This is a genomic window from Oceanibaculum nanhaiense, from assembly GCF_002148795.1.
GTDB lineage: Bacteria > Pseudomonadota > Alphaproteobacteria > Oceanibaculales > Oceanibaculaceae > Oceanibaculum > Oceanibaculum nanhaiense.
This window is the reverse complement of sequence record NZ_MPOB01000001.1, coordinates 94,756-115,741: the sequence shown is the minus strand read 5'-3', so window position 1 is coordinate 115,741 and position 20,986 is coordinate 94,756. Positions and strand designations below refer to the sequence as shown.

The window sequence follows — 20,986 nt, the reverse complement described above, 5'->3', positions numbered from 1 at the left end:
GGGCATCCGAAGATCCTTCGATATGGAGCCGCCTGGGCGGCCTGTTGCGGTTGAGACGCCGCCGCGCTGCCGATAATGGCATGCGTGACACCATCGAGGGGCTGATCGAGGGCAATGGCGGCGAACAGCACGCCATCGGCCCCGACGAACAGCAACTGATCGCCAATATTCTGGGCCTCCGGGAGATTACGGCCGTCGACGTGATGGTGCCGCGCGCCGACATTGTTGCCGTGGCCGAGGATACCGGCCTGTCCGACCTCGTGAAGGAAATGACCAAGGCGGCGCATTCGCGCATGCCGGTCTATCGCGAGACGCTCGACGATGTGGTCGGCATGGTCCACATCAAGGACGTGATGCAGTATTGGGGCGCGCAGAAACCGGTCACGCTGAAGAATCTGCTGCGCAAGGTGCTGTTCGTGTCGCCCTCCATGCGGGCGCTGGACCTGCTGCTGCAGATGCGGGCCGCGCGCATCCATCTGGCGCTGGTGGTGGACGAGTTCGGCGGCATCGACGGGCTGATCACCATCGAGGATCTGGTGGAGCAGATCGTCGGCGAGATCGATGACGAGCATGATGTCATCGAGGCGCCGAAGCTGATCGAGCATCGCGATGCCGACGGCACGCGCTGGCTGCTGGCCGATGCGCGCGCCACGGTGGAGGAGTTCGAGGAGATCGTCGGCCAGGTGCTGGACGAGGAGGAGCGCGAGGAGACCGACACGCTGGGCGGCCTCGTCTTCATGCTGGCCGGCCGCGTGCCGGCGCGCGGCGAGGTGCTGCGCCACGATAGCGGCATCGAGTTCGAGGTGACCGACGTCGATCCGCGCCGCATCAAGCGGCTGCGCATCCGCAATTTGCCGCAGACGCCGCAGAGCATGCCGGCCGACGCCAGCGGTAAATGAGCTTGTCCGGCCTGCGGACCATTGCGGATCGTCTTGCTTCCCGTAGCGCGGCATTCATAGGCTGGCGGCGCTATGGCCTGGCGGCCCTGCTGGGCGTTGCCGCCGCGCTGGCCCTGCCGCCCTTTCACGTGCTGCCGCTGCTCTGGGTCGCCTTTCCCGTTCTGCTCTGGCAGATCGAGGGCTGCGCCACGAAGCGGCAGGCCTTCGCGCTGGGATGGAGTTTCGGCTTCGGCTTTCTGGTCGCCGGCCTGTACTGGATCGCCAACGCGCTGACCGTCGATACGGCGCGGTTCTGGTGGCTGCTGCCGCTGGCCGCCGCCGGTCTTCCGGCGCTGCTGGCGCTGTTCACCGCCTTTGCCGTGCTGGCGGTGCATATGCTCAGGCTGCGCGGCCTCGCGCTGGCGCTGGGTTTCGCGCTGTTCTGGCTGGTCGCGGAATATCTGCGCGGCCATATCCTGACCGGCTTCCCGTGGAATCTGCTCGGCTATGTCTGGGCGCCCTCCGCCGCCATGCTGCAGCTGGCGGCGCTGACCGGTATCTACGGCCTCAGCCTTGTTACCGTGCTGGCGGCCTGCCTGCCGGCGGTGCGGTCGCGCGGCGCCGTGGCCGCGGCGGTGGCGCTGCTGGTGCTGGTCTGGGGCGGCGGTGCCGTCCGGCTGGCCGGCGCACCGGCGGTGGACGACCCGGCGCTGCGCGTCGAGGGTGTGCTGCTGCGGCTGGTGCAGGCCAATATTCCGCAGCGGGAGAAATGGGCCGGGCTCAATCCGCGCGACCATCTGATCCGCCATCTGGAGCTGTCGGCGCGACCGGCACCTGGAGCCCGCCCAACGCATGTGCTGTGGCCGGAAACCGCAATCGCCTATCTGCTGAGCGAGGATATCCAGGCACGCGAGGTGGTCGGCCGGGTGGCGCCCGATGGCGGCGCCGTGCTGACCGGCGCGATCCGCGTCGAACGGGCTCCCAGTGGGGCAGCGGGGGAGCCGCCGCGCTACTGGAACAGCCTGCACGCCATCGGCCCCGGCGGGCTGATCCAGGCGACCTACGACAAGGCGCATCTGGTGCCGTTCGGCGAATATGTGCCGCTGCGCGACATCTTCGGCTTTCTGCCGGCTGTCGCCACCAGCCTGGATTTCCAGCGCGGCCCCGGTCCGCGCAGCCTCCAGGTGCCCGGCCTGCCGCCGGTAAGCCCGCTGATCTGCTACGAGGCGATCTTCCCCGGCGCGGTCGCCGACCCGGACAACCGGCCAGGCTGGCTTTTGAACGTCACCAATGATGGCTGGTACGGCTACAGCACCGGGCCGTTCCAGCATTTCCAGATCGCCCGGCTGCGCGCCGTCGAGGAGGGGCTGCCGCTGGTGCGCGTCGCCAATACCGGCATTTCCGGCGTGGTCGACCCCTATGGCCGGGTCGTCGCCCGTCTGGGCCTCGAAGAGACAGGCTTCCTCGATGCGCCGCTGCCCGCCGCCCTGGCACCGACACCTTATGCGCGCTGGGGCGATGCGCCGCTGGCGGGCCTCGCCCTGCTTCTGGCGGCCCTTCTGGGCGCGGCAACATTAGGCTTCGGAAGACGTTCGACTAGATGATATGCTTCATCGAACAGCCATCTCCTGGTTGACGGCATACTTACGTATGGTTAATTAGTCATACATATCCTTTGAGACGGCAAAAAAAAGATCGAACAGAATGGCATTGACAGGACGGGGGCGTAAGGCCGGGGGCGTGGGAAGGACCGGGAAACCGAATCCAGTGGACGTTCATGTCGGCGGCAGGGTGCGCCTGCGGCGAACCCTGTTGGGTATGAGCCAGGAAAAACTCGGCGAGGCGCTGGGCCTCACCTTCCAGCAGGTCCAGAAATATGAACGCGGCGCCAACCGCATCGGGGCCAGCCGGCTCTATGATCTGAGCCGCGTGCTCGACGTACCGGTCTCCTTCTTTTTCGACGATATGGCCCCCGAATCCGACCAGGGTGCGCGGGCGGCGGCGCTGGCCGAAAGTGCCGGCCCCAGCTACGAGGCCGATCCGATGGCCAAGCGCGAGACGCTGGAACTGGTGCGCGCCTACTACAAGGTCTCCAATCCGGCGGTCCGCAAGCGGCTGTTCGAACTGGCCAAGGCGCTCGCCAGCAGCGACAGCGAAAAGAGCTGAGGGCGCAGCCTTCCATTTCCGGCGCGCCGATTTCACGACGCTAATTTTCCTTGACCCTGCCAGGAAAGATTGCAACTAGTTGCCGCTTTCCAGCTTCCGCACGGCCTTGCTTAGCAGGATGCGCGCCGGTGTGACCACGGTGTACGCAGGCGGAAGAGGGCGGCCTTAGACTGATACTAAGGGGCCGGTAGTCGGACAAGGTTCACAAGCGGGGGCAACGGTGGCGCGTAAGCATTATCTCTTCACCAGCGAGTCGGTTTCCGAAGGGCATCCGGACAAGGTCTGCGACCGCGTTTCCGATAGCATCGTCGATCTGTTTCTGGCGGGCGATCCGGAATCCCGCGTCGCGCTGGAAACCCTTGCCACCACCAACCGCCTGGTTCTTGCCGGCGAGGTGCGCGGTCCCGTCACCCACGATGCCATGGTCGAGGCCGCCCGCGAGGCGGTCCGTGCCATCGGCTACGAGCAGGACGGCTTCAGCTGGAAGACGCTGGATATCGACTGCTATGTGCATGAGCAGTCTGCCGATATCGCGATGGGCGTGGACGCCGCCGGCAACAAGGACGAGGGTGCCGGCGATCAGGGCATCATGTTCGGCTATGCCTGCCGCGAGACCGAGGCGCTGATGCCGGCGCCGATCCATTTCTCCCACGCCATCCTGAAGTCGCTGGCCGACGCCCGCCATGCCGAGGCCAGCAGCCCGTTCGGGCCGGACGCCAAGAGCCAGGTAACGCTGCAATACGAGAATGGCCGCCCGGTGCGCGCCACCTCGGTTGTCGTCTCGACGCAGCATGCCGGGCATCTCGACCAGAAGGAAGTGCGCGAACTGGTGCGTCCGCACGTGCTGAAGGTGCTGCCCGAGGGCTGGATGTGCCCGGAGGAGGAGTTCTACGTGAACCCGACCGGCCGTTTCGTCATCGGCGGCCCGGACGGCGATGCCGGCCTCACCGGCCGCAAGATCATCGTCGATACCTATGGCGGGGCGGCACCGCATGGCGGTGGCGCGTTCTCCGGCAAGGATCCGACGAAGGTGGACCGCTCGGCCGCCTATGCCTGCCGCTATCTGGCGAAGAATGTGGTGGCCGCCGGCCTGGCCGAGAAATGCACCATCCAGGTTTCCTACGCCATCGGCATCTCCAAGCCGCTCTCGGTCTATGTCGATATGCACGGCACCGGCCAGGTCGATGAGGATAAGCTGTCCGCCGTGCTGCAGGAGATGGTCAATCTCAGCCCGCGCGGCATCCGCGAGCACCTGCAGCTGAACCGTGCGATCTATGCCCGCACCGCCGCCTATGGCCATTTCGGCCGGGCGCCGGAGGCGGATGGCGGCTTCTCGTGGGAGCGGACCGATCTGGCGGATGCGCTGAAGCGCGCCTTCTGACGGACCTGTTTCCCGATGGCTTCCGACGAGGACGGCCACGCCCGTAAATTCTACGGGCGGCGGCGCGGCAGGCGTTTGCGCCCCTGGCGCGAGCAGCTGTTCGATGAGGCGCTGCCGCGCTACGGCCTGCCTCTGCCAGAAGAGGATGCGGCGGCGCCGCTCGACCCCGCCGCGCTGTTCGGCGAGCCGGTCGATGCGCTGTGGATCGAGGTCGGCTTCGGCGGCGGCGAGCATCTGGCGGCCCAGGCCAAGGCCCATGCGCAAGCCCGCTTCATCGGGTTCGAGCCGTTCGTGAATGGCGTGGCCAGTCTGCTGCGCTATCTGGAAGAAGCCCGGCTCGGCAATGTGCGCGTGCATGCCGACGATGCAAGGCCGGTGCTGGAGCGCCTGCCCGATGCCTCGGTCGATCGTTTCTTTCTGCTGTTCCCCGACCCCTGGCTGAAGAAGCGCCATCATTTCCGCCGCTTCATCCAGCCGGAGACGATGGCCCTGCTGGCGCGCCTGCTGAAGGACGGGGCGGAGCTGCGCATCGCCAGCGACGATATGGGCGTGGCGCGCTGGATGCTGGCGCATGTCACCGAACATCCGGCCTTCGAATGGCTGGCCCGCCGTCCGGGCGACTGGCGCGAACCGCCTGCCGACTGGGTGCAGACACGCTATGAGGGCAAGGCGCTGGCCCAGGGCCGCCGGCCGGTCTATCTGCGCTTCCGCCGCCGTCCGCGCGGGCAGGATGTCGGATAAATCTTGAGTGCCGCAGCGAATCGGTATATATCACGGCTCACGTTAATCAGGTTGCATGGCTGGGTTGGATGGAAGTGGGCGCTCGCCCACTTTTTTATTTCCCGAACCCTTGGTGGCCATGCGGCCGCCGGACCGACGGATAAGGGTTGATGGAGCTGACCGACCGGATTGCCGAGATGCTGGCGCCTTCGCTGCAGGCGATGGGATATGATCTCGTGCGTGTCCAGCTCATGGGCGGTAACCGGGCGGTGCTGCAGATCATGGCGGACCGGCTGGACGAGGCGCCGATGACGGTCGAGGATTGCGCGGACATCAGCCGTACGGTTTCCGCCCTGCTTGATGTCGAGGATCCGATCCAGCCTGCCTATACGCTGGAGGTCAGCTCGCCGGGCATCGACCGGCCGCTGGTCCGCCCGCGCGACTTCGAGCGTTATGCCGGCTTCGAGGCGAAGCTGGACGCGAAGGTGCCGGTCGAAGGCCGCAAGCGCTTCCGCGGCAAGCTGCTGGGACTCGATGACGATGGCGCGGTGGTGATGGATACCGATGCCGGGGAACTGCATATCGCCCTCGCCGACGTTGCCAGGGCGAAACTGATTTTGACCGACGAGCTTATCGCTGCCAGCCAGGCGGCGCATGACGGCTCCAAGGTCGCTTGAATGACTGCGTGACAGCCAGGTGAGACGCTGAAAAGATGGAAACTGCTGCAATTCTGCCCCGTACCGAACTGCTCCAGGTGGCTGACATCGTCGCCCGGGAGAAGAGCATTGACCGCGAGGAGGTGATTCTCGCGATGGAGATGGCGATCCAGAAGGCGGGTCGTTCGAAATACGGGCACGAGCATGACATCCGCGCCCATATCGACCGGAAGACTGGCGAGATCGCCCTGACCCGCCATCGCGAGGCGGTCGAAGAGGTGGAGAACGAGGCGACGCAGATGACGCTCGCCAAGGCGCGCGAGATCGAGCCGGGGATCGAGCCCGGCCAGTTCATCGTCGACGCGCTGCCGCCGATCGATTTCGGCCGTATCGCCGCGCAGACCGCCAAGCAGGTCATCGTGCAGAAGGTGCGCGAAGCCGAGCGCAAGCGCCAGTACGAGGAATACAAGGATCGCGTGGGCGAGGTTGTGAACGGCCTTGTGAAGCGCGTCGAGTTCGGCAACGTGACCATCGATCTGGGCCGCGCCGAGGCGGTGCTGCGCCGCGACGAGCTGCTGCCGCGCGAAAGCTTCCGCCAGGGCGACCGTGTGCGCGCCTACATCTACGATGTGCGTGAGGAGCCGCGTGGCCCGCAGATTTTCATGTCGCGCAGCCATCCGCAGTTCATGGCCAAGCTGTTCAGCCAGGAAGTGCCGGAAATCTACGACGGCATCATCGAGATCAAGTCGGTCGCCCGCGATCCGGGCAGCCGCGCCAAGATCGGCGTCATCAGCAAGGACAGTTCCATCGACCCGGTCGGCGCCTGCGTCGGCATGCGCGGCAGCCGCGTCCAGGCGGTGGTGCAGGAACTGCAGGGCGAAAAGATCGACATCATTCCCTGGTCGCCGGACCCCGCCACCTTCGTGGTGAACGCGCTGGCCCCGGCCGAGGTCGCCAAGGTGGTGCTGGACGAGGAGCTGCACCGCATCGAGGTGATCGTGCCGGACGACCAGCTCAGCCTCGCCATCGGCCGCCGCGGCCAGAATGTGCGCCTGGCTTCCATGCTGACCGGCTGGGATATCGACATCCTGACGGAGAGCGAGGAATCCGAGCGCCGGCAGGATGAGGTGAAGACCCGTTCCGCGCTGTTCATGGAAGCGCTGGATGTCGATGACGTGATTGCCCATCTGTTGGTTGGCGAAGGCTTTTCCTCGATTGAGGAAGTGGCCTTGGTGCCGGTCGAGGAAATCGCCGAGATCGAAGGCTTCGACGAGGATGTCGCGGCCGAGCTGCAGGCCCGCGCCCAGACCTATCTGGAACATCAGAACGAACTGTTCGAGGCGCGCCGCAAGGAGCTGGGCGTGACCGACGAGCTGGCGGCGCTGGAGAGCCTTACCCCGGCGATGCTGGCCAAGCTCGGCGAGGCCGGTGTGAAGACGCTGGACGATCTGGGCGATCTGGCCGGCGATGAGCTGCGTGAAAATCTCGGGCCGCTCGCCATGGGCGAGGAAGAGGCCAACGCCATCATCATGGCGGCGCGTGCACACTGGTTCGAGGATGAAGACGCGGAGGCGAAAGACTGATCGCGCCCGCTGAACAGCCGCCCGTCGAACAGCCGGAGGCCGTGACCGGCCCGGAATCAGAGGTCGAGTCCGGAGCCGAGTCGGAACGGGACGAGCGCCGCGCGACCAGCCGGCGCTGCATCGCCACCGGCGAGGTGCTGCCGAAGAAGCGGCTGATCCGTTTCGTTGTCGGGCCCGACAATATGCTGGTGCCCGATCTTGAGGAGCGCCTGCCGGGCCGGGGCCTGTGGGTCAGTGCCGACAGGGCCGCGCTTGACAGGGCGGCGGCGAAGGGGTTGTTCTCTCGGGCCGCCCGCGCGACAGTGCGCATCCCCGACGGTCTGACCGATCGTGTGGAGGCGCTTCTGGCGCAGCGGCTTGTCCGGCAGATCGGGCTGGCGCGCCGTGCCGGCAAGGCGGTCGCCGGCTACGAAAAGGTGCGCAGCTGGCTGCAGAACGGCACGGCTGTCGTGCTGCTGGCGGCTGTGGACGGGGCGGAAGACGGGCGCGGCAAGCTGCGCGCCCTGGCTGGCGGGCTTCCTGTGTTGGAAGTGCTGCGGGTCGATGAAATGGGTGAGGTCTTCGGGCGCGACCGGGCGGTGCATATCGCCATCGCGCGTGGCGGCCTTGCGGAGCGTATTTTGACAGAATCGTCGCGGCTGGTGGGGCTGCGGCGGTTCGATCTGGCTAAGCCTTCGCCGGGTACGACCATGGGGACGGCCCCTGGTACGGCCAAAACGGTGGGCAGGAATGGAACATGAGCGATAAAGAACGGACCGATACGGATATGAGCAAGGAGACCGATCAGGAAGGCAAGAAGGTGCTGAGCCTCTCTGGCCGCGGTCGCATGTCGCTGACCAAGACCGTCGAGGCGGGCCAGGTCCGGCAGAGCTTCTCCCATGGCCGCAGCAAGACGGTCACCGTTGAGGTGAAGCGCAAGCGCGCCATTGGCCGTTCCGACGAGGCCGAGGAGACGACGCTCGACACCGCCCCGGCGGAAGCCCCGGCGCCCGCGCCGGAGCCGAGCGCGCCCGAAGCGCCGCCGGCGTCAGCGCCGAAGCCGGCCACGGCCGCGCCGCGCCAGCTCACCGAGAAGGAGCGCGCTGCCCGTATCCGCGCGCTGGCCGGTGCGAAGCGCAGCGAGGACGAGCGGCCCGAGCCGGAGCTTGAGGAGGCGGCGCTTGCCGCCGAGCCCGAGCCGGAAGTCGAGCCCGAACCCGTCATCGTCGACCGCCGTACGGCCGAGATGGAGGAGATGCGCCAGATCGCCGAGGCCGAGGCGAAGAAGCGCGCTGACGAAGATGCACGCCTCAAGGCCGAGGAGGATGCCCGCAAGGCAGCCGAGGAAGCCGCCCGTCCCGCCGCGCCGGAAGAAGACCGGACGGCCGAACGGGCCGGTGCACGTGCCGCGGCGAAGATCGTCGAGGCAGCGCCCGCCGAGGATGATGAAGAAGGCCGCCGCCGCCGCGCCGGTGGTGGCGCCGGCAAGCCGGAAGTCCGCCGTCCTGCGCCGGCGCCGCGCCGGGGCGAACAGCGCCGCCGCAGCGGCAAGCTGTCGATCAACGATGCCCTGAACGACAGCGAGCGGCAGCGCTCGCTGGCCTCGGTCCGGCGTCAGCGCGAACGCGAGAAGCAGCGCCAGATGGGCGCCAACCAGGAGCGTCACAAGGTCGTGCGAGATGTCGTCATCCCCGAGACCATCACCGTTCAGGAACTCGCCAACCGTATGGCCGAGCGTGGCACGGACGTCATCAAGGCGCTGATGCGCATGGGCGTCATGGCGACGATCAACCAGCCGATCGACGCCGATACGGCGGAGCTGGTGGTCAGCGAATTCGGCCATAATATGCGGCGTGTTGCCGAGTCCGACGTCGAGTTCAGCATCCGCCGTGAGGCTGACGCCCCGGAGGCGACGCAGTCGCGCGCGCCGGTTGTCACCATCATGGGCCATGTCGATCACGGCAAGACCTCGCTGCTCGACGCGCTGCGCAAGACCGATGTGGCGGCCCGCGAGGCCGGCGGCATCACCCAGCATATCGGCGCCTACCAGGTGAATCTGCCCTCGGGCCAGCGCATCACCTTCCTCGATACGCCGGGCCATGAGGCCTTCACCGCGATGCGGGCGCGCGGCGCCAATGTGACCGATCTGGTCGTGCTGGTCGTCGCTGCCGATGACGGCATCATGGCGCAGACGGTCGAGGCGATCACCCACGCCAAGGCGGCGAAGGTGCCGATCATCGTGGCGGTGAACAAGATGGACAAGCCGGGTGCCAACCCGCAGCGCGTCCATCAGGAACTGCTGCAGCACGAGCTGGTGGTCGAGGATCTGGGCGGCGACGTGTTGTGCGTGAATGTGTCGGCCAAGGAAGGCACCAATCTCGACAAGCTGGAGGAGGCGATCCTCCTGCAGGCGGAAATTCTCGACCTGAAGTCCAATCCGGACCGTCAGGCCGAGGGCACGATCGTGGAAGCGCGGGTGGAGCGCGGCCGCGGTTCCGTGGCGACCGTGCTGATCCAGCGCGGCACGCTGAAGGTCGGCGATGTGTTCGTGGCCGGCGCCGAGTGGGGCCGCGTGCGCGCCCTGCTCGACGACAAGGGCAATCAGATCGAGCAGGCCGGCCCGTCCGCGCCGGTCGAGGTGCTGGGTCTCAACGGTACGCCGCAGGCGGGCGACGAATTCATCGTCGTCGATAACGAGAATCAGGCCCGCGACATCGCCGAATACCGGCAGGCGAAGCTGCGCCAGCAGAATGCCGCCACCTCCGGGCGCGGCACGCTGGAACAGATGTTCACCCAGCTGGCCGAAGGCGGGAAGAAAGAGCTTGCGGTCATCATCAAGTCCGACGTGCAGGGCTCGACCGAAGCCATTCGTGCCAGCCTGGAGAAGCTGGAAAATGACGAGGTCGCGGTGCGTGTGCTGCAGGCCGGCGTCGGCGCTTTCAACGAAAGCGACGTGACCCTGGCCAAGGCGTCGAATGCGCTGATGATCGGCTTCAACGTCCGCGCCAACCCGCAGGCCCGTGACCTGGCCCGCCGCGACGGTGTGGAGATGCGCTATTATTCGATCATCTACAATGTGGTGGATGACGCGAAGGCGCTGCTGACCGGCATGCTCTCTCCGGTGGTGCGCGAGACCCATATCGGCAATGCCGAAATCCGCGAGGTCTTCAACATCACCAAGGTCGGCAAGGTGGCTGGCTGTATGGTCACCGAGGGCATGGTGAAGCGTGGCGCCAAGGTTCGCCTGCTGCGTGACAACGTGGTGGTCCATGAGGGCACGCTGAAGACGCTGCGCCGCTTCAAGGACGAGGTCCGCGAGGTCAATAACGGCTATGAATGCGGTATGGCGTTCGAGAACTACGATGACATCCGCGCTGGCGACGTCATCGAGTGTTTCGAGGTTGAGGAGGTGGCCCGCGCCCTTTAAGCCGGGCCGGCCTTGTGGCCGGCTCCGCTTGCGCGGTCCGAAAACGTCATGGTGAAGCGAAAGCCTCATAGCGGCGGGAATGTTGCCGGTCCCAGCCAGCGCCAGTTGCGCGTTGGTGAGGAGCTGCGCCATGTCCTCTCCGGCATCCTCCTGCGCGGCCATCTGCGCGATCCGGCGCTGGAAGGCGTCTCGGTCACGGTGACCGAGGTGCGTATCAGCCCGGATCTGCGCAATGCAACGGCCTATGTCATGCCGCTGGGCGAGTTGACCAGTGATGCACCGCACGCGCCCGAGGTGCTGGCCGCGCTGAACCGGTCGGCCGCCTTTCTGCGCGGTCAGATCGCCCGCGAGATTACGCTGCGCCATGTGCCGGCGATCCGCTTCGTCTATGATTCGGCCTTCGAATCCTCGGCGCGGATCGACACGGTGCTGCTGCGTCCGGATGTGCGGCGCGATCTCGAGAGCCGCAAGCGCCGGGCCGACGAGGATGAAGGCGGGGCCGAGGACGGGGCCGGGGACCAGGATGGGGACGATGGCGCGTAAGCGCCGCGGTGAAAAGGTCGATGGCTGGGTCGTGCTCGATAAGCCGGAAGGGCTGAATTCGACCCGTGCCGTCTCCATCGTCCGCCGCCTGTTCGATGCCGCCAAGGCCGGCCATGCCGGCACGCTCGACCCGCTGGCGACCGGCGTGCTGCCGATCGCGCTGGGCGAGGCGACCAAGACCGTTCCCTTTGTCATGGATGGCCGCAAGGCCTATCGGTTCACCGTGCGCTGGGGTGAGGCGCGCACCACCGATGATCGCGAGGGCGAGGTCAGCGATACCAGCGATGTGCGCCCCGCCGAGGCCGATATATTGGCGGCGCTGCCGGGTTTCCTGGGCGAGATCGAACAGGTGCCGCCGCGCTATTCGGCGATCAAGATCGATGGCGAACGCGCCTATGATCTGGCCCGCGCCAATGTGCCCATCGAAATGAAATCCCGCATCGTGACGCTGACCCGGCTCGACCTCCTGCGCATCGTCGATGCCGATCATGCGGAATTCGAGGTGGAGTGCGGCAAGGGGACCTATGTGCGCAGCCTCGCCCGCGATCTGGCGCTGGTGCTTGGCACGGTCGGGCATGTCACTTCCCTGCGCCGGACCCGCAGCGGACCCTTCACCCTGGAGCACGCGATTTCGCTTGATTTGCTGGAGGAATCCGCGCAAGGTCCCGGCCTTCAATCGCACCTGTTGCCGATCGAGACCGCGCTGGACGACATCCCGGCCCTGGCCCTGAACGGCAGTGAAGCAAGCCAGTTGCGGTCGGGTCAGCCCATTCCCATGTTCCGGGCGGCTGATATCGGCAGGCTTGGCGATCTGGACAAGGTGGACATCGTCTGCGCCATGGCCGAGGGAAGGCCGGTGGCGCTGGCCAGGTTCGCCGAGGGCAGGCTTCACCCGGTGCGCGTTTTCAACCTCTGATATTGGAGGAATGACGATGTCGATTACGGCCGAGCGCAAGCTTGAAGTCATCAAGGAATACGCCCAGGGCGAGGGCGATACCGGTTCGCCGGAAGTGCAGATCGCGATCATGAGCGAGCGCATCCGCAACCTCACCGACCATCTGAATACCCATAAGAAGGACCATCACTCGCGCCGCGGGTTGCTGGTTCTGGTTGGCCAGCGCCGTGGGCTGCTGGACTATCTGAAGAAGAAGAGCCAGTCGCGCTACGAGGGCCTGATCGGCCGTCTCGGCCTGCGCCGCTGATCGCAAAATCTTCGGATTTACGGGAACGCCGCCGGGAAACCGGCGGCGTTTTTCGTTGGTGCCGCTCTCCGCCGGGGTTTCCCCTGCGTAAACTGGGGCGCCAAGCCCGCTTTGCTTTCGATTGACCTTGCGTGCGTTCCGTGACATAGAACGGGCGCGCAAAGAAGAGAAAAGCAGAAATTGGAACCCGACCATATGGGTCGTCGATAAGCTGGGCATCGCCGCCGACAAGGGTCGGCGAGGACGAGCCGGCCCCACCGCCTCCCATAGATCATGAGCTCTTCTGACCGGACGCGCGGGTTCCGCACGACGAGGATATATCCGTATGTTTACCGTTTACCGTAAAGAGATCGACTGGGGTGGGCGCACGCTGACCCTGGAAACCGGCAAGATCGCGCGTCAGGCGCATGGCGCCGTGATGGCCACCTATGGCGAGACAACGGTGCTGTGCACCGCCGTCGGCGCCAAGGCGCCGAAGGAAGGGCAGGACTTCTTCCCGCTCACCGTGAATTATCAGGAGAAGACTTTCGCCGCGGGCAAGATTCCCGGCGGCTTCTTCAAGCGCGAGGGCCGGCCGACGGAGAAGGAGGTTCTGACCTCCCGCCTGATCGACCGTCCGATCCGCCCGCTGTTTCACCCCTCCTACCGCAACGAGACGCAGGTCGTCTGTACCGTCCTCAGCCACGATCTCGAGAATGACCCCGATGTCATCGCGATGATCGGTGCTTCCGCGGCGCTGACCCTCTCCGGCATGCCCTTTATGGGCCCGATCGGTGCGGCGCGCGTTGGCTACAAGGATGGCGAATACATCCTGAACCCGCTGCAGGATGAGGTTTCCTCCTCCCAGCTGGACCTGGTGCTCGCCGGTACGCAGGAAGGCGTGCTGATGGTCGAATCGGAAGCCCACGAGTTGTCCGAGGAAATCATGCTGGGCGCCGTCAGCTTCGGCCATGACGCCATGCAGGCGGTGATCGATGCGATCATCGACCTCGCCGAGCAGGCCGCCAAGGAGCCGTGGGATCTGACCCCGCCGGCCGAGGGGCTGGACAAGCTGCAGGCGCGCGTCGCCAAGCTGGGCCGGGCCAAGCTGGTCGAGGCCTACAAGGAGACCCAGAAGGCCGAGCGCTACGCCAAGGTCGGCGCGGTGAAGCAGGAGGTCAAGGCCGCGCTGGAAGGCGAGGAAGGCCTGCCGCTCGACAAGTTCGGCGCCGTGTTCAAGGAGATGGAGGCCGACGTCGTCCGTGGCGCCATCCTGGATACCGGCCTGCGCATCGACGGCCGCGACACCAAGACGGTCCGTCCGATCCTGTCGGAAGTGGGCATCCTGCCGCGCACCCACGGGTCGGCGCTGTTCACCCGTGGCGAAACCCAGGCGATCGTCGTGACCACGCTGGGTACCGGCCAGGATGAGCAGATCATCGACGCGCTGGAAGGCGAACGCCGCGAGAATTTCATGCTGCATTATAACTTCCCGCCCTATTCGGTCGGTGAAGCTGGCCGCATGGGCTCGCCGGGCCGTCGTGAGATCGGCCATGGCAAGCTGGCCTGGCGTGCCATCCGGCCGCTGCTGCCGGCCAAGGAAGATTTCCCCTACACCATCCGCATCGTCTCGGAGATCACGGAATCCAACGGTTCCTCCTCGATGGCGACGGTGTGCGGCAGCTCGCTGTCGATGATGGATGCGGGTGTGCCGCTGAAGCGCCCGGTGGCGGGTATCGCCATGGGCCTGATCAAGGAAGGCGACCGCTTCGCCGTGCTGTCCGACATCCTGGGCGATGAAGATCACCTGGGGGACATGGACTTCAAGGTGGCCGGCACCGACCAGGGCGTCACCTCGCTGCAGATGGACATCAAGATCACCTCGATCACCAAGGAGATCATGAAGATCGCCCTGGATCAGGCGAAGGGTGGCCGGATGCACATTCTGGGTGAGATGGCCAAGGCCCTGACCGGCGCCCGTGAAGGCGTGTCCGAGAATGCGCCGCGCATCACCACGATCAGCATCCCGAAGGACAAGATCCGCGACATCATCGGCCCGGGCGGCAAGATCATCCGCGAGATCTGCGAGGTCACCGGGGCCAAGATCGACATCGACGATGATGGTGTGGTGAAGGTTGCCGCGGTCAGCGACGAATCGAGCGCGCAGGCGATCAACTGGATCCGCGAGATCGTGGCGGAGCCGGAAGTCGGCGTGATCTACACCGGCAAGGTCGTGAAGGTCATGGATTTCGGTGCCTTCGTGAACTTCCTGGGCCCGAAGGACGGTCTCGTCCACATCTCCGAGCTGGCCGAAGGCCGGGTCGGCAAGGTGACCGACGTGGTCGATGTCGGCGCCACGGTGAAGGTGAAGGTGCTGGGCTTCGACGATCGCGGCAAGGTCAAGCTGTCGATGAAGAAGATCGACCAGGAGACCGGCGAGGATCTGTCGGCCAAGGACGACGCGGCCGAGTAAAACCGGCGCTTGTCTTAAACGGATCAGGGCGGCACTTTCGGGTGCCGCCCTTTTCGTATGTGGAGCTATCGAGACATGGACTTCCCGAAGATCGTCGGCCATCGCGGCGCGGCTGCGCTGGCGCCGGAGAACACGCTGGCCGGTTTCCGCAAGGCGGCCGAGGCTGGTGCGCAAATGGTGGAGCTGGACGCCAAGCTGAGCGCGGACGGCATCGTCATCTGCCATCACGACAATGAGCTGGGCCGCACCAGCGACGGCAAGGGGCTGGTGGCGGTCCAGGATTTCGCGGCGCTGCGCGCGTTGGACGCCGGCGGCTGGTTCGGCCCGTCCTTCAAGGGCGAGCGCATCCCGACCCTGGCCGAGGCGCTGGCGTTGATCGCCGAGCTGGGCATGGGCGTGAATGTCGAGATCAAACCCTGCCCGGGCCGCGAGCGCGAGACCGCCGCCGCTACGGTCAAGGTGGTGCGCGATCACTGGAAGGGCAGCTTCCCGTTCCAGTTCTCCAGCTTCAAGCTGGCGGCGCTGGAGGTGGCGCTGGAGCAGGCGCCGGACCTGCCGCGCGGCTATCTCACCGACGATTTCGCCGAAGGCTGGCTGGAGACGGCGCAACGCCTGCAGGCGGTCAGCGTGAATGGCAATTTCCGCCGCTACACGAAGCAGCGGATCGATGCCGTCCACGCCGCCGGCATGAAGGCGCTGGCCTATACGGTGAACGAGCCGGCCGACGCCGCCCGCCTGCTGGCGGACGGCATGGACATTCTGGTGACGGACTGCCCCGACCGACTGCTCGCGCTTTAGAGCCCGTCGAACAGCGCCGTCGAGAGGTAGCGCTCGGCGAAGGACGGGATGATGACGACGATGCGCTTGCCCGCCATCTCCGGCCGCTTGCCGACCTCGATCGCCGCCGCCAGCGCGGCCCCTGAGGAAATGCCGACCGGCAGACCCTCCAGCCGCGCCGCCTCGCGCGCCGTCTTCATCGCCGTCTCGTTGCCGATACGCACGACCTCGTCGATCAGGCCGGCATTCAGGATGTCGGGCACGAAGCCGGCGCCGATACCCTGAATCTTGTGCGGCCCGGGCTGGCCGCCGGACAGCACCGGGCTGTCCTCCGGCTCCACCGCGATTGTCAGGAAGCCGGGCTTGCGCTGCTTCAGCACCTCCGACACGCCGGTCAGCGTGCCGCCGGTGCCCACACCGCTGATGAGAGCATCCGCCGTGCCGGCGGTATCGGCCCAGATCTCCTCCGCCGTGGTGGCGCGATGGATCGCCGGGTTGGCGGCGTTCTTGAACTGTTGCGGCATGAACGCGCCGGGCGTGCTGGCGACCAGCTCCTCGGCGCGGGCGATGGCACCCTTCATGCCCTTGTCGGCAGGCGTCAGCTCCAGCTCCGTGCCCAGCAGTTTCAGCATCTTGCGGCGCTCGACCGACATGCTCTCCGGCATGGTCAGGATCAGCCGGTAGCCCTTGGCGGCGGCCACGAAGGCCAGCGCGATGCCGGTATTGCCGGAGGTTGGCTCGACGATGATGGAGCCGGGCTTCAGGGAGCCCGCCTTCTCGGCCGCCTCGATCATGGCGAAGCCGATACGGTCCTTCACCGAGGCCAGCGGGTTGAAGAATTCCAGCTTGCCGAGGATTTCGGCCCGCACGTCATGCGCGGCGGCCAGCCGGCTCACCCGCACCAGCGGCGTGGCGCCGATGGTGTCCAGGATGCTGTCATAAATCTTGCCACGGAAATGGGCCTGCTGTCCGGACATAACACACTCCAAGTTTGTGTAATTATAAAAAATACGAACTTGTAGCGTATTTGAGCAGACAGAGGCGTGTTGGCAAGGGGAAACAGAAACCCCCGCAGCCTTGAGGGGCGCGGGGGTTGCTGAAACTACCGATACCGAAGCGGTGACGGCTCAGTCGAAATCCTTGGCCAGCGCCTCGCGCACGGCATCGGGCATCACCGTCATATGCGGATAGTTCTCGTGGCTGAAGCCCAGCACCACCTCGGCGCCCGGCTTGCGGAAGGCCGCGATCTGCGCCTCGGTGAAGGGGAAATGCACGAACTGCACGGAAGAGGCCTTGCCGTCCGCCGTGGTGCGGTCGAGATCGTCCTCGGCCACGCCCTTCACGGTCTCGCTGCCGATCTTGATGAACATTTGGTGCTCGATGCCGCCCAGGGTGGACAGCACACGGCGGCGGCGCACCTCGTCATCGATCTCGAACATGACGGTGGCGACCAGTTCCCTGCCCTGCGGGATCAGCGGGTTGTAGGCGCTCAACTCATCCTCGAGCTGCTCGTCGCCGCCCTTCTCGATGTAGAGCATCTCCTGGATCTGGCTCAGCATCGTGTCGAAATTCTCGAAATAGAAGGTGGCGTGCGGGCCGACCGGCAGGCGCCGGTTCTTCTTCAGCGCCACGACGGCGCTGCGGCGTTCCTTGCGCACCTTCACATAGTCGGGCAGCGGCAGGATATCCGCGTGCGTGATCTGCTTGGCTGCGGCGGGCATCATGGAACCTCCGTCTCCTGTGTCAGCGGCCGCTCAGAGCCCGTAGGCCTTGGCGACCAGTTCGATGGGATGTTCGGACTGGCTGGGAATGGCGTCGGCGCCCTTCTCGATCTCCTCCATGCCCTGCAGGATGTGCATGCCGGCCAGCGGGCATTCGGAGACGACGTATTTGTTGGCCTCCTTCAGCGCCTGGCGCGAGACCGGCTTACCGACCTTCAGGGCGATGTCGTAATTCTCCTTGAAGATGCCCCAGGAGCCGCCGTGGCCGGAGCAGCGCTCGATCACCGAGACCTTGGTGTCGGGGATCAGGCGCAGCATCTCGGCCGCCTTCTGGCCGATATTCTGGGCCCGTGCATGGCAGGCGATGTGTACGGTGACACCGCCATCCAGCGCCTGGATGCCCTCGGCCAGTCCTTCCTTCTTGGCGATATCGACGACGTACTCGCTGATATCCTTCGTCGCCGCCGACAGCCGCTTCACATCCTCGTCGTCCGGCAGGATCAGCGGCCATTCGAATTTCAGCATCAGCGCGCAGGACGGCGTCAGTGCCACGATGTCATAGCCCTTGTCGATCCAGGGCTTCATCTCCTGGGCGACGCTGCGCGCCTTCTTCGCCACCGATTCGATATCGCCCTGTTCCAGCTGCGGCATGCCGCAGCAGGAGGGATAGACCACCTCGGTCTCGACGCCGTTCTTCGCCAGCACGCGCCGCGCCGCCATGCCGGTATCCGGGTTGTTGTAGTTCACGAAGCAGGTGGCATAGAGCGCCGCCTTGCGGCCATAGGCCGGGGCGGCCTTGTTCACTTCCGGCACGTCGCTCTTGGCGGCGCGGGTGAAGGTCTTGGCATGGAATTTCGGCAGGTCGGCGCGCTTGTCGATGCCGGCGACGCTCTGCATGACGCCGCGGGTCAGGCCGTTCTTGGTGTCGGTCGCCCAGTTGGCGATGCCGGCGACAGGGGCGGCCAGCTTGCCGTTGCGGTCGGTCTCCGTGACCTGCTTCATCACGAAGGGGGTGCCCTGCTTCTTCCGCTCGATGGCGCGGTAGCGCAGCATCAGATGCGGGAAATCCAGGTTGAATTCGTGCGGCGGCACATAGGGACATTTGGTCAGGAAGCACATGTCGCACAGCGTGCAGGCATCCACGACCGGCTTGAAATCCGCCGAGCTGACGGAATCCAGCTCACCCGATTCGGATTCGTCGATCAGGTCGAACAGACGGGGGAAGCTGTCGCACAGATTGAAGCAGCGGCGGCAGCCATGGCAGATGTCGAAAACCCGGCGCAGCTCCTCGTCGAGCTTCGCCTCGTCATAGAAATCCGGGTCGGTCCAGGCCAGCGGGTGGCGGGTCGGCGCCTCGAGACTGCCTTCCTTCATACTGCTTCTCCCCTTGGCGCGCCTGGATCGTTCCGGCGCGGCAATGATTAAAGGAATGCCTTGAAAGAAATAATTCAGGGAACGGCAAGGCTCCCCGCTGGTCCGCCAGCGGGGAGCCTTATCCGGACAGCTTAGCTGTTCAGGCTGTCGAGGGCCTTCTGGAAGCGGCCGGCGTGGCTCTTCTCGGCCTTCGCCAGGGTCTCGAACCAGTCGGCGATCTCGTCGAAGCCTTCCTCGCGGGCGGTGCGCGCCATGCCCGGGTACATGTCGGTGTACTCGTGCGTCTCGCCGGCGATCGCGGCCTTCAGATTCAGGTCGGTGGCGCCGATCGGCTCGCCGGTGGCCGGGTCGCCAACGCTCTCCATGAATTCCAGATGGCCGTGCGCATGGCCGGTCTCACCCTCGGCGGTGGAGCGGAACACGGCGGCCACGTCATTGTAGCCCTCGACGTCGGCCTTCTGGGCGAAATAGAGGTAGCGGCGGTTCGCCTGGCTCTCGCCGGCGAAGGCTTCCTTCAGATTATTGAAGGTCTTGGAACCCTTCAGATTCGACATGATTCTCTCCTCTTCCTGCTCTCGCATGTATGAAGCCGGAGCCGATGCCGTGATGTCCGATTGCGGATCGATGGCTGGGAGTCGGCGCCGGGCTGTCGATCACATTAACGAGACTGGATATGGAGCGAAGGGCGGGTGGAGTCAATAAATTTGAATCGTTCCAAAGCCAAATTTAACTGCTTGTTACATTTATATATTTTGAATGAAACTCATTCTCACAATGGCCGCCCGCAATAGGCTGCGGCGGCATTGGATAAAGCGGCCGCAGGCCCGTTCAGCCGGCCGTCTGCGGCGCGCGGCGGACGCGGATGATCACTTCCACACTGTCGATCCGGGTGCCCTCGGGCGGCAGCGGCAGGTCGCCCAGCGTGATCTCGCCGGCCGGGATATCCATCAGGGTGCCGCTGTCGGCGGCGAAGAAATGATGATGCGTGCCGGTATTGGTGTCGAAATAGGACCGACTGGCCTCCACCACGACTTCCCGCAACAGCCCCGATTCGGAGAACTGGTGCAGCGTGTTATAGACCGTGGCCAGCGATACCGGCACTTTCGCCTCCAGCGCTTCGCCATGCAGCTGCTCGGCCGTTACATGGCGGTCGCCATTGGCGAATAGCAGCTGGGCGAGCGCCAGGCGCTGCCGGGTCGGGCGCAGCCCGGCGGCCTTCAGCCGCTCGATGTTGTGGGTGTGGGTGCGGGGTCTGTCCATGTTCGTCTGCCTGCCTGCCGCGCAGTGCCTGGGGAAAATCCAATCCGTTTATATATAGTCGTTCTAAAAAAAGTCCATGCCGGTGCGCAAGGCGTTGCCTCACAGGAGACGATGGATGGCCTGGAGGCGGACCTGGAGGCGGGCCTGGAGACGGGTCGGGGGTTGCGCCGCGCCGCCGGGCCTGCCATTTGTGGTTTCGTTGGAACGCGCTGTTCGGCTAGAGTTGCTGGCCATGGAGGGCTGGCGGGTGCGTTTCGGCGTGACTTGCCAGATTTGGCCGCAAGCAAACAGGAAAGAAGCCTTAGCCAACATGGCCGACCGTAAGAAATCATACGATTATCAGGATCTGCTGGCCTGCGCGCACGGCGATCTGTTCGGACCCGGTAACGCCAAGCTGCCGCTGCCGCCCATGCTGATGTTCGACCGTATCACGGAAATCAGCGAGGAAGGCGGCGCGCACGGCAAGGGCGTGGTCACCGCGGAATTCGAGATCAACCCGGACCTCTGGTTCTTCAAATGCCATTTCGAGAATGATCCGGTGATGCCGGGCTGTCTCGGCATGGATGCGCTGTGGCAGCTGCTGGGGTTCTTCCTGGGCTGGGGCGGCTCGCCAGGCGCCGGCCGGGCGCTGGCCGTGGGCGAGGTGAAGTTCATGGGCCAGGTGCTGCCGACCGCGAAGAAGGTGGTCTATGCGCTGGATATCAAGCGGGTCATCCGCCGCAAGCTGGTGCTGGGCATCGCCGATGGCCGCGTGATCTGCGACGGCGAGACCATCTATGAGGCGAAGGATATCCGCGTCGGGCTGTTCCAGCCTGAATCGGCTTCAGAAACGACCCCAGAAGCCGCTACGGCGGCCGGGAGCTGATC

The 20,986-nt window shown here is 65.6% G+C and carries 20 protein-coding genes; 15 read left to right on the top strand and 5 right to left on the bottom strand.

Annotated elements, in window-relative coordinates:
- Positions 1-80 precede the first annotated feature (80 nt).
- The 14 genes from BKM74_RS00515 to ugpQ all read left to right on the top strand — a co-directional run bounded on the left by BKM74_RS00515 (position 81) and on the right by ugpQ (position 15,785).
- Positions 81-899, top strand: a complete 819-nt coding sequence (locus tag BKM74_RS00515) for a hemolysin family protein (RefSeq protein ID WP_245825684.1) — start codon at positions 81-83, stop codon at positions 897-899.
- On the top strand, positions 896-2,482 hold the full coding sequence (lnt, locus tag BKM74_RS00510; protein WP_086463748.1) for an apolipoprotein N-acyltransferase: 1,587 nt from the start codon (positions 896-898) through the stop codon (positions 2,480-2,482). The genes BKM74_RS00515 and lnt overlap by 4 nt, the downstream gene beginning before the upstream one ends.
- Positions 2,483-2,582: 100 nt before the next feature.
- Complete coding sequence (locus BKM74_RS00505) at positions 2,583-3,044, top strand: helix-turn-helix domain-containing protein (RefSeq protein WP_086463747.1); 462 nt, start codon at positions 2,583-2,585, stop codon at positions 3,042-3,044.
- A gap of 220 nt (positions 3,045-3,264) precedes the next feature.
- Positions 3,265-4,425: a methionine adenosyltransferase gene (gene metK / locus BKM74_RS00500; protein ID WP_086463746.1), complete on the top strand. Its 1,161-nt coding sequence runs from the start codon at positions 3,265-3,267 to the stop codon at positions 4,423-4,425.
- Between the two features lie 15 nt (positions 4,426-4,440).
- Positions 4,441-5,166 (top strand): tRNA (guanine(46)-N(7))-methyltransferase TrmB, encoded by a 726-nt coding sequence (trmB, locus tag BKM74_RS00495; RefSeq protein ID WP_086463745.1) that lies wholly within the window; start codon positions 4,441-4,443, stop codon positions 5,164-5,166.
- A gap of 149 nt (positions 5,167-5,315) precedes the next feature.
- The gene (gene rimP / locus BKM74_RS00490) at positions 5,316-5,822 is read left to right on the top strand and encodes a ribosome maturation factor RimP (RefSeq protein WP_086463744.1); all 507 of its coding nucleotides are present in this window, start codon (positions 5,316-5,318) and stop codon (positions 5,820-5,822) included.
- Between the two features lie 35 nt (positions 5,823-5,857).
- Entirely contained in the window at positions 5,858-7,384 is a 1,527-nt protein-coding gene (nusA, locus tag BKM74_RS00485) for a transcription termination factor NusA (protein ID WP_086463743.1), read from the top strand.
- Positions 7,385-7,425: 41 nt separating this feature from the next.
- Positions 7,426-8,124, top strand: coding sequence for an RNA-binding protein (locus BKM74_RS00480; RefSeq protein WP_086463742.1), 699 nt, complete (start codon positions 7,426-7,428; stop codon positions 8,122-8,124).
- Entirely contained in the window at positions 8,121-10,790 is a 2,670-nt protein-coding gene (gene infB / locus BKM74_RS00475) for a translation initiation factor IF-2 (RefSeq protein WP_086463741.1), read from the top strand. Before BKM74_RS00480 ends, infB begins: the two co-directional genes overlap by 4 nt.
- A 48-nt stretch (positions 10,791-10,838) precedes the next feature.
- Positions 10,839-11,333, top strand: coding sequence for a 30S ribosome-binding factor RbfA (rbfA, locus tag BKM74_RS00470; protein WP_086463740.1), 495 nt, complete (start codon positions 10,839-10,841; stop codon positions 11,331-11,333).
- Positions 11,323-12,249 carry a tRNA pseudouridine(55) synthase TruB gene (gene truB, locus BKM74_RS00465; RefSeq protein ID WP_086463739.1) on the top strand — a complete coding sequence of 309 codons (927 nt, stop codon included), beginning with the start codon at positions 11,323-11,325 and terminating at the stop codon, positions 12,247-12,249. The genes rbfA and truB overlap by 11 nt, the downstream gene beginning before the upstream one ends.
- 16 nt (positions 12,250-12,265) lie before the next feature.
- Entirely contained in the window at positions 12,266-12,535 is a 270-nt protein-coding gene (rpsO, locus tag BKM74_RS00460) for a 30S ribosomal protein S15 (RefSeq protein WP_086463738.1), read from the top strand.
- Between the two features lie 319 nt (positions 12,536-12,854).
- The gene (pnp, locus tag BKM74_RS00455) at positions 12,855-14,987 is read left to right on the top strand and encodes a polyribonucleotide nucleotidyltransferase (protein ID WP_086463737.1); all 2,133 of its coding nucleotides are present in this window, start codon (positions 12,855-12,857) and stop codon (positions 14,985-14,987) included.
- 75 nt (positions 14,988-15,062) lie between these two features.
- On the top strand, positions 15,063-15,785 hold the full coding sequence (gene ugpQ / locus BKM74_RS00450) for a glycerophosphodiester phosphodiesterase (protein WP_176342325.1): 723 nt from the start codon (positions 15,063-15,065) through the stop codon (positions 15,783-15,785).
- On the opposite strand, the gene cysK is transcribed toward ugpQ, so the two are convergent.
- The 5 genes from cysK to irrA all read right to left on the bottom strand — a co-directional run bounded on the left by cysK (position 15,782) and on the right by irrA (position 20,119).
- Positions 15,782-16,741, bottom strand: coding sequence for a cysteine synthase A (gene cysK, locus BKM74_RS00445; protein WP_086463735.1), 960 nt, complete (start codon positions 16,739-16,741; stop codon positions 15,782-15,784). The genes ugpQ and cysK overlap by 4 nt on opposite strands.
- Before the next feature lie 150 nt (positions 16,742-16,891).
- Positions 16,892-17,488, bottom strand: coding sequence for a DUF3501 family protein (locus BKM74_RS00440; RefSeq protein WP_086463734.1), 597 nt, complete (start codon positions 17,486-17,488; stop codon positions 16,892-16,894).
- Between the two features lie 30 nt (positions 17,489-17,518).
- Positions 17,519-18,859, bottom strand: a complete 1,341-nt coding sequence (locus BKM74_RS00435) for a heterodisulfide reductase-related iron-sulfur binding cluster (protein ID WP_086463733.1) — start codon at positions 18,857-18,859, stop codon at positions 17,519-17,521.
- Between the two features lie 131 nt (positions 18,860-18,990).
- Positions 18,991-19,413 (bottom strand): rubrerythrin family protein, encoded by a 423-nt coding sequence (locus BKM74_RS00430; protein WP_086463732.1) that lies wholly within the window; start codon positions 19,411-19,413, stop codon positions 18,991-18,993.
- Positions 19,414-19,687: 274 nt separating this feature from the next.
- A complete protein-coding gene (gene irrA, locus BKM74_RS00425; RefSeq protein ID WP_086463731.1) occupies positions 19,688-20,119 on the bottom strand; it encodes an iron response transcriptional regulator IrrA in 432 nt (143 codons plus the stop codon).
- A 310-nt stretch (positions 20,120-20,429) separates the two neighbouring features.
- Between irrA and fabA the strand changes: the two genes are divergently transcribed.
- A complete protein-coding gene (fabA, locus tag BKM74_RS00420; RefSeq protein ID WP_086463730.1) occupies positions 20,430-20,984 on the top strand; it encodes a bifunctional 3-hydroxydecanoyl-ACP dehydratase/trans-2-decenoyl-ACP isomerase in 555 nt (184 codons plus the stop codon).
- Positions 20,985-20,986: the final 2 nt, after the last annotated feature.

Bases quoted from the DNA above. Each gene is read 5' to 3' on its own strand.
- fabA (WP_086463730.1), top strand. From the start codon at position 20,430: ATGGCCGACCGTAAGAAATCATACGATTATCAGGATCTGCTGGCCTGC.
- rimP (WP_086463744.1), top strand. From the start codon at position 5,316: ATGGAGCTGACCGACCGGATTGCCGAGATGCTGGCGCCTTCGCTGCAG.
- lnt (WP_086463748.1), top strand. From the start codon at position 896: ATGAGCTTGTCCGGCCTGCGGACCATTGCGGATCGTCTTGCTTCCCGT.
- BKM74_RS00440 (WP_086463734.1), bottom strand. From the start codon at position 17,488: ATGATGCCCGCCGCAGCCAAGCAGATCACGCACGCGGATATCCTGCCG.
- rpsO (WP_086463738.1), top strand. From the start codon at position 12,266: ATGTCGATTACGGCCGAGCGCAAGCTTGAAGTCATCAAGGAATACGCC.
- rbfA (WP_086463740.1), top strand. From the start codon at position 10,839: ATGGTGAAGCGAAAGCCTCATAGCGGCGGGAATGTTGCCGGTCCCAGC.
- BKM74_RS00430 (WP_086463732.1), bottom strand. From the start codon at position 19,413: ATGTCGAATCTGAAGGGTTCCAAGACCTTCAATAATCTGAAGGAAGCC.
- trmB (WP_086463745.1), top strand. From the start codon at position 4,441: ATGGCTTCCGACGAGGACGGCCACGCCCGTAAATTCTACGGGCGGCGG.
- irrA (WP_086463731.1), bottom strand. From the start codon at position 20,119: ATGGACAGACCCCGCACCCACACCCACAACATCGAGCGGCTGAAGGCC.
- cysK (WP_086463735.1), bottom strand. From the start codon at position 16,741: ATGTCCGGACAGCAGGCCCATTTCCGTGGCAAGATTTATGACAGCATC.
- truB (WP_086463739.1), top strand. From the start codon at position 11,323: ATGGCGCGTAAGCGCCGCGGTGAAAAGGTCGATGGCTGGGTCGTGCTC.
- BKM74_RS00505 (WP_086463747.1), top strand. From the start codon at position 2,583: ATGGCATTGACAGGACGGGGGCGTAAGGCCGGGGGCGTGGGAAGGACC.
- nusA (WP_086463743.1), top strand. From the start codon at position 5,858: ATGGAAACTGCTGCAATTCTGCCCCGTACCGAACTGCTCCAGGTGGCT.
- BKM74_RS00515 (WP_245825684.1), top strand. From the start codon at position 81: ATGCGTGACACCATCGAGGGGCTGATCGAGGGCAATGGCGGCGAACAG.
- infB (WP_086463741.1), top strand. From the start codon at position 8,121: ATGAGCGATAAAGAACGGACCGATACGGATATGAGCAAGGAGACCGAT.
- BKM74_RS00435 (WP_086463733.1), bottom strand. From the start codon at position 18,859: ATGAAGGAAGGCAGTCTCGAGGCGCCGACCCGCCACCCGCTGGCCTGG.
- ugpQ (WP_176342325.1), top strand. From the start codon at position 15,063: ATGGACTTCCCGAAGATCGTCGGCCATCGCGGCGCGGCTGCGCTGGCG.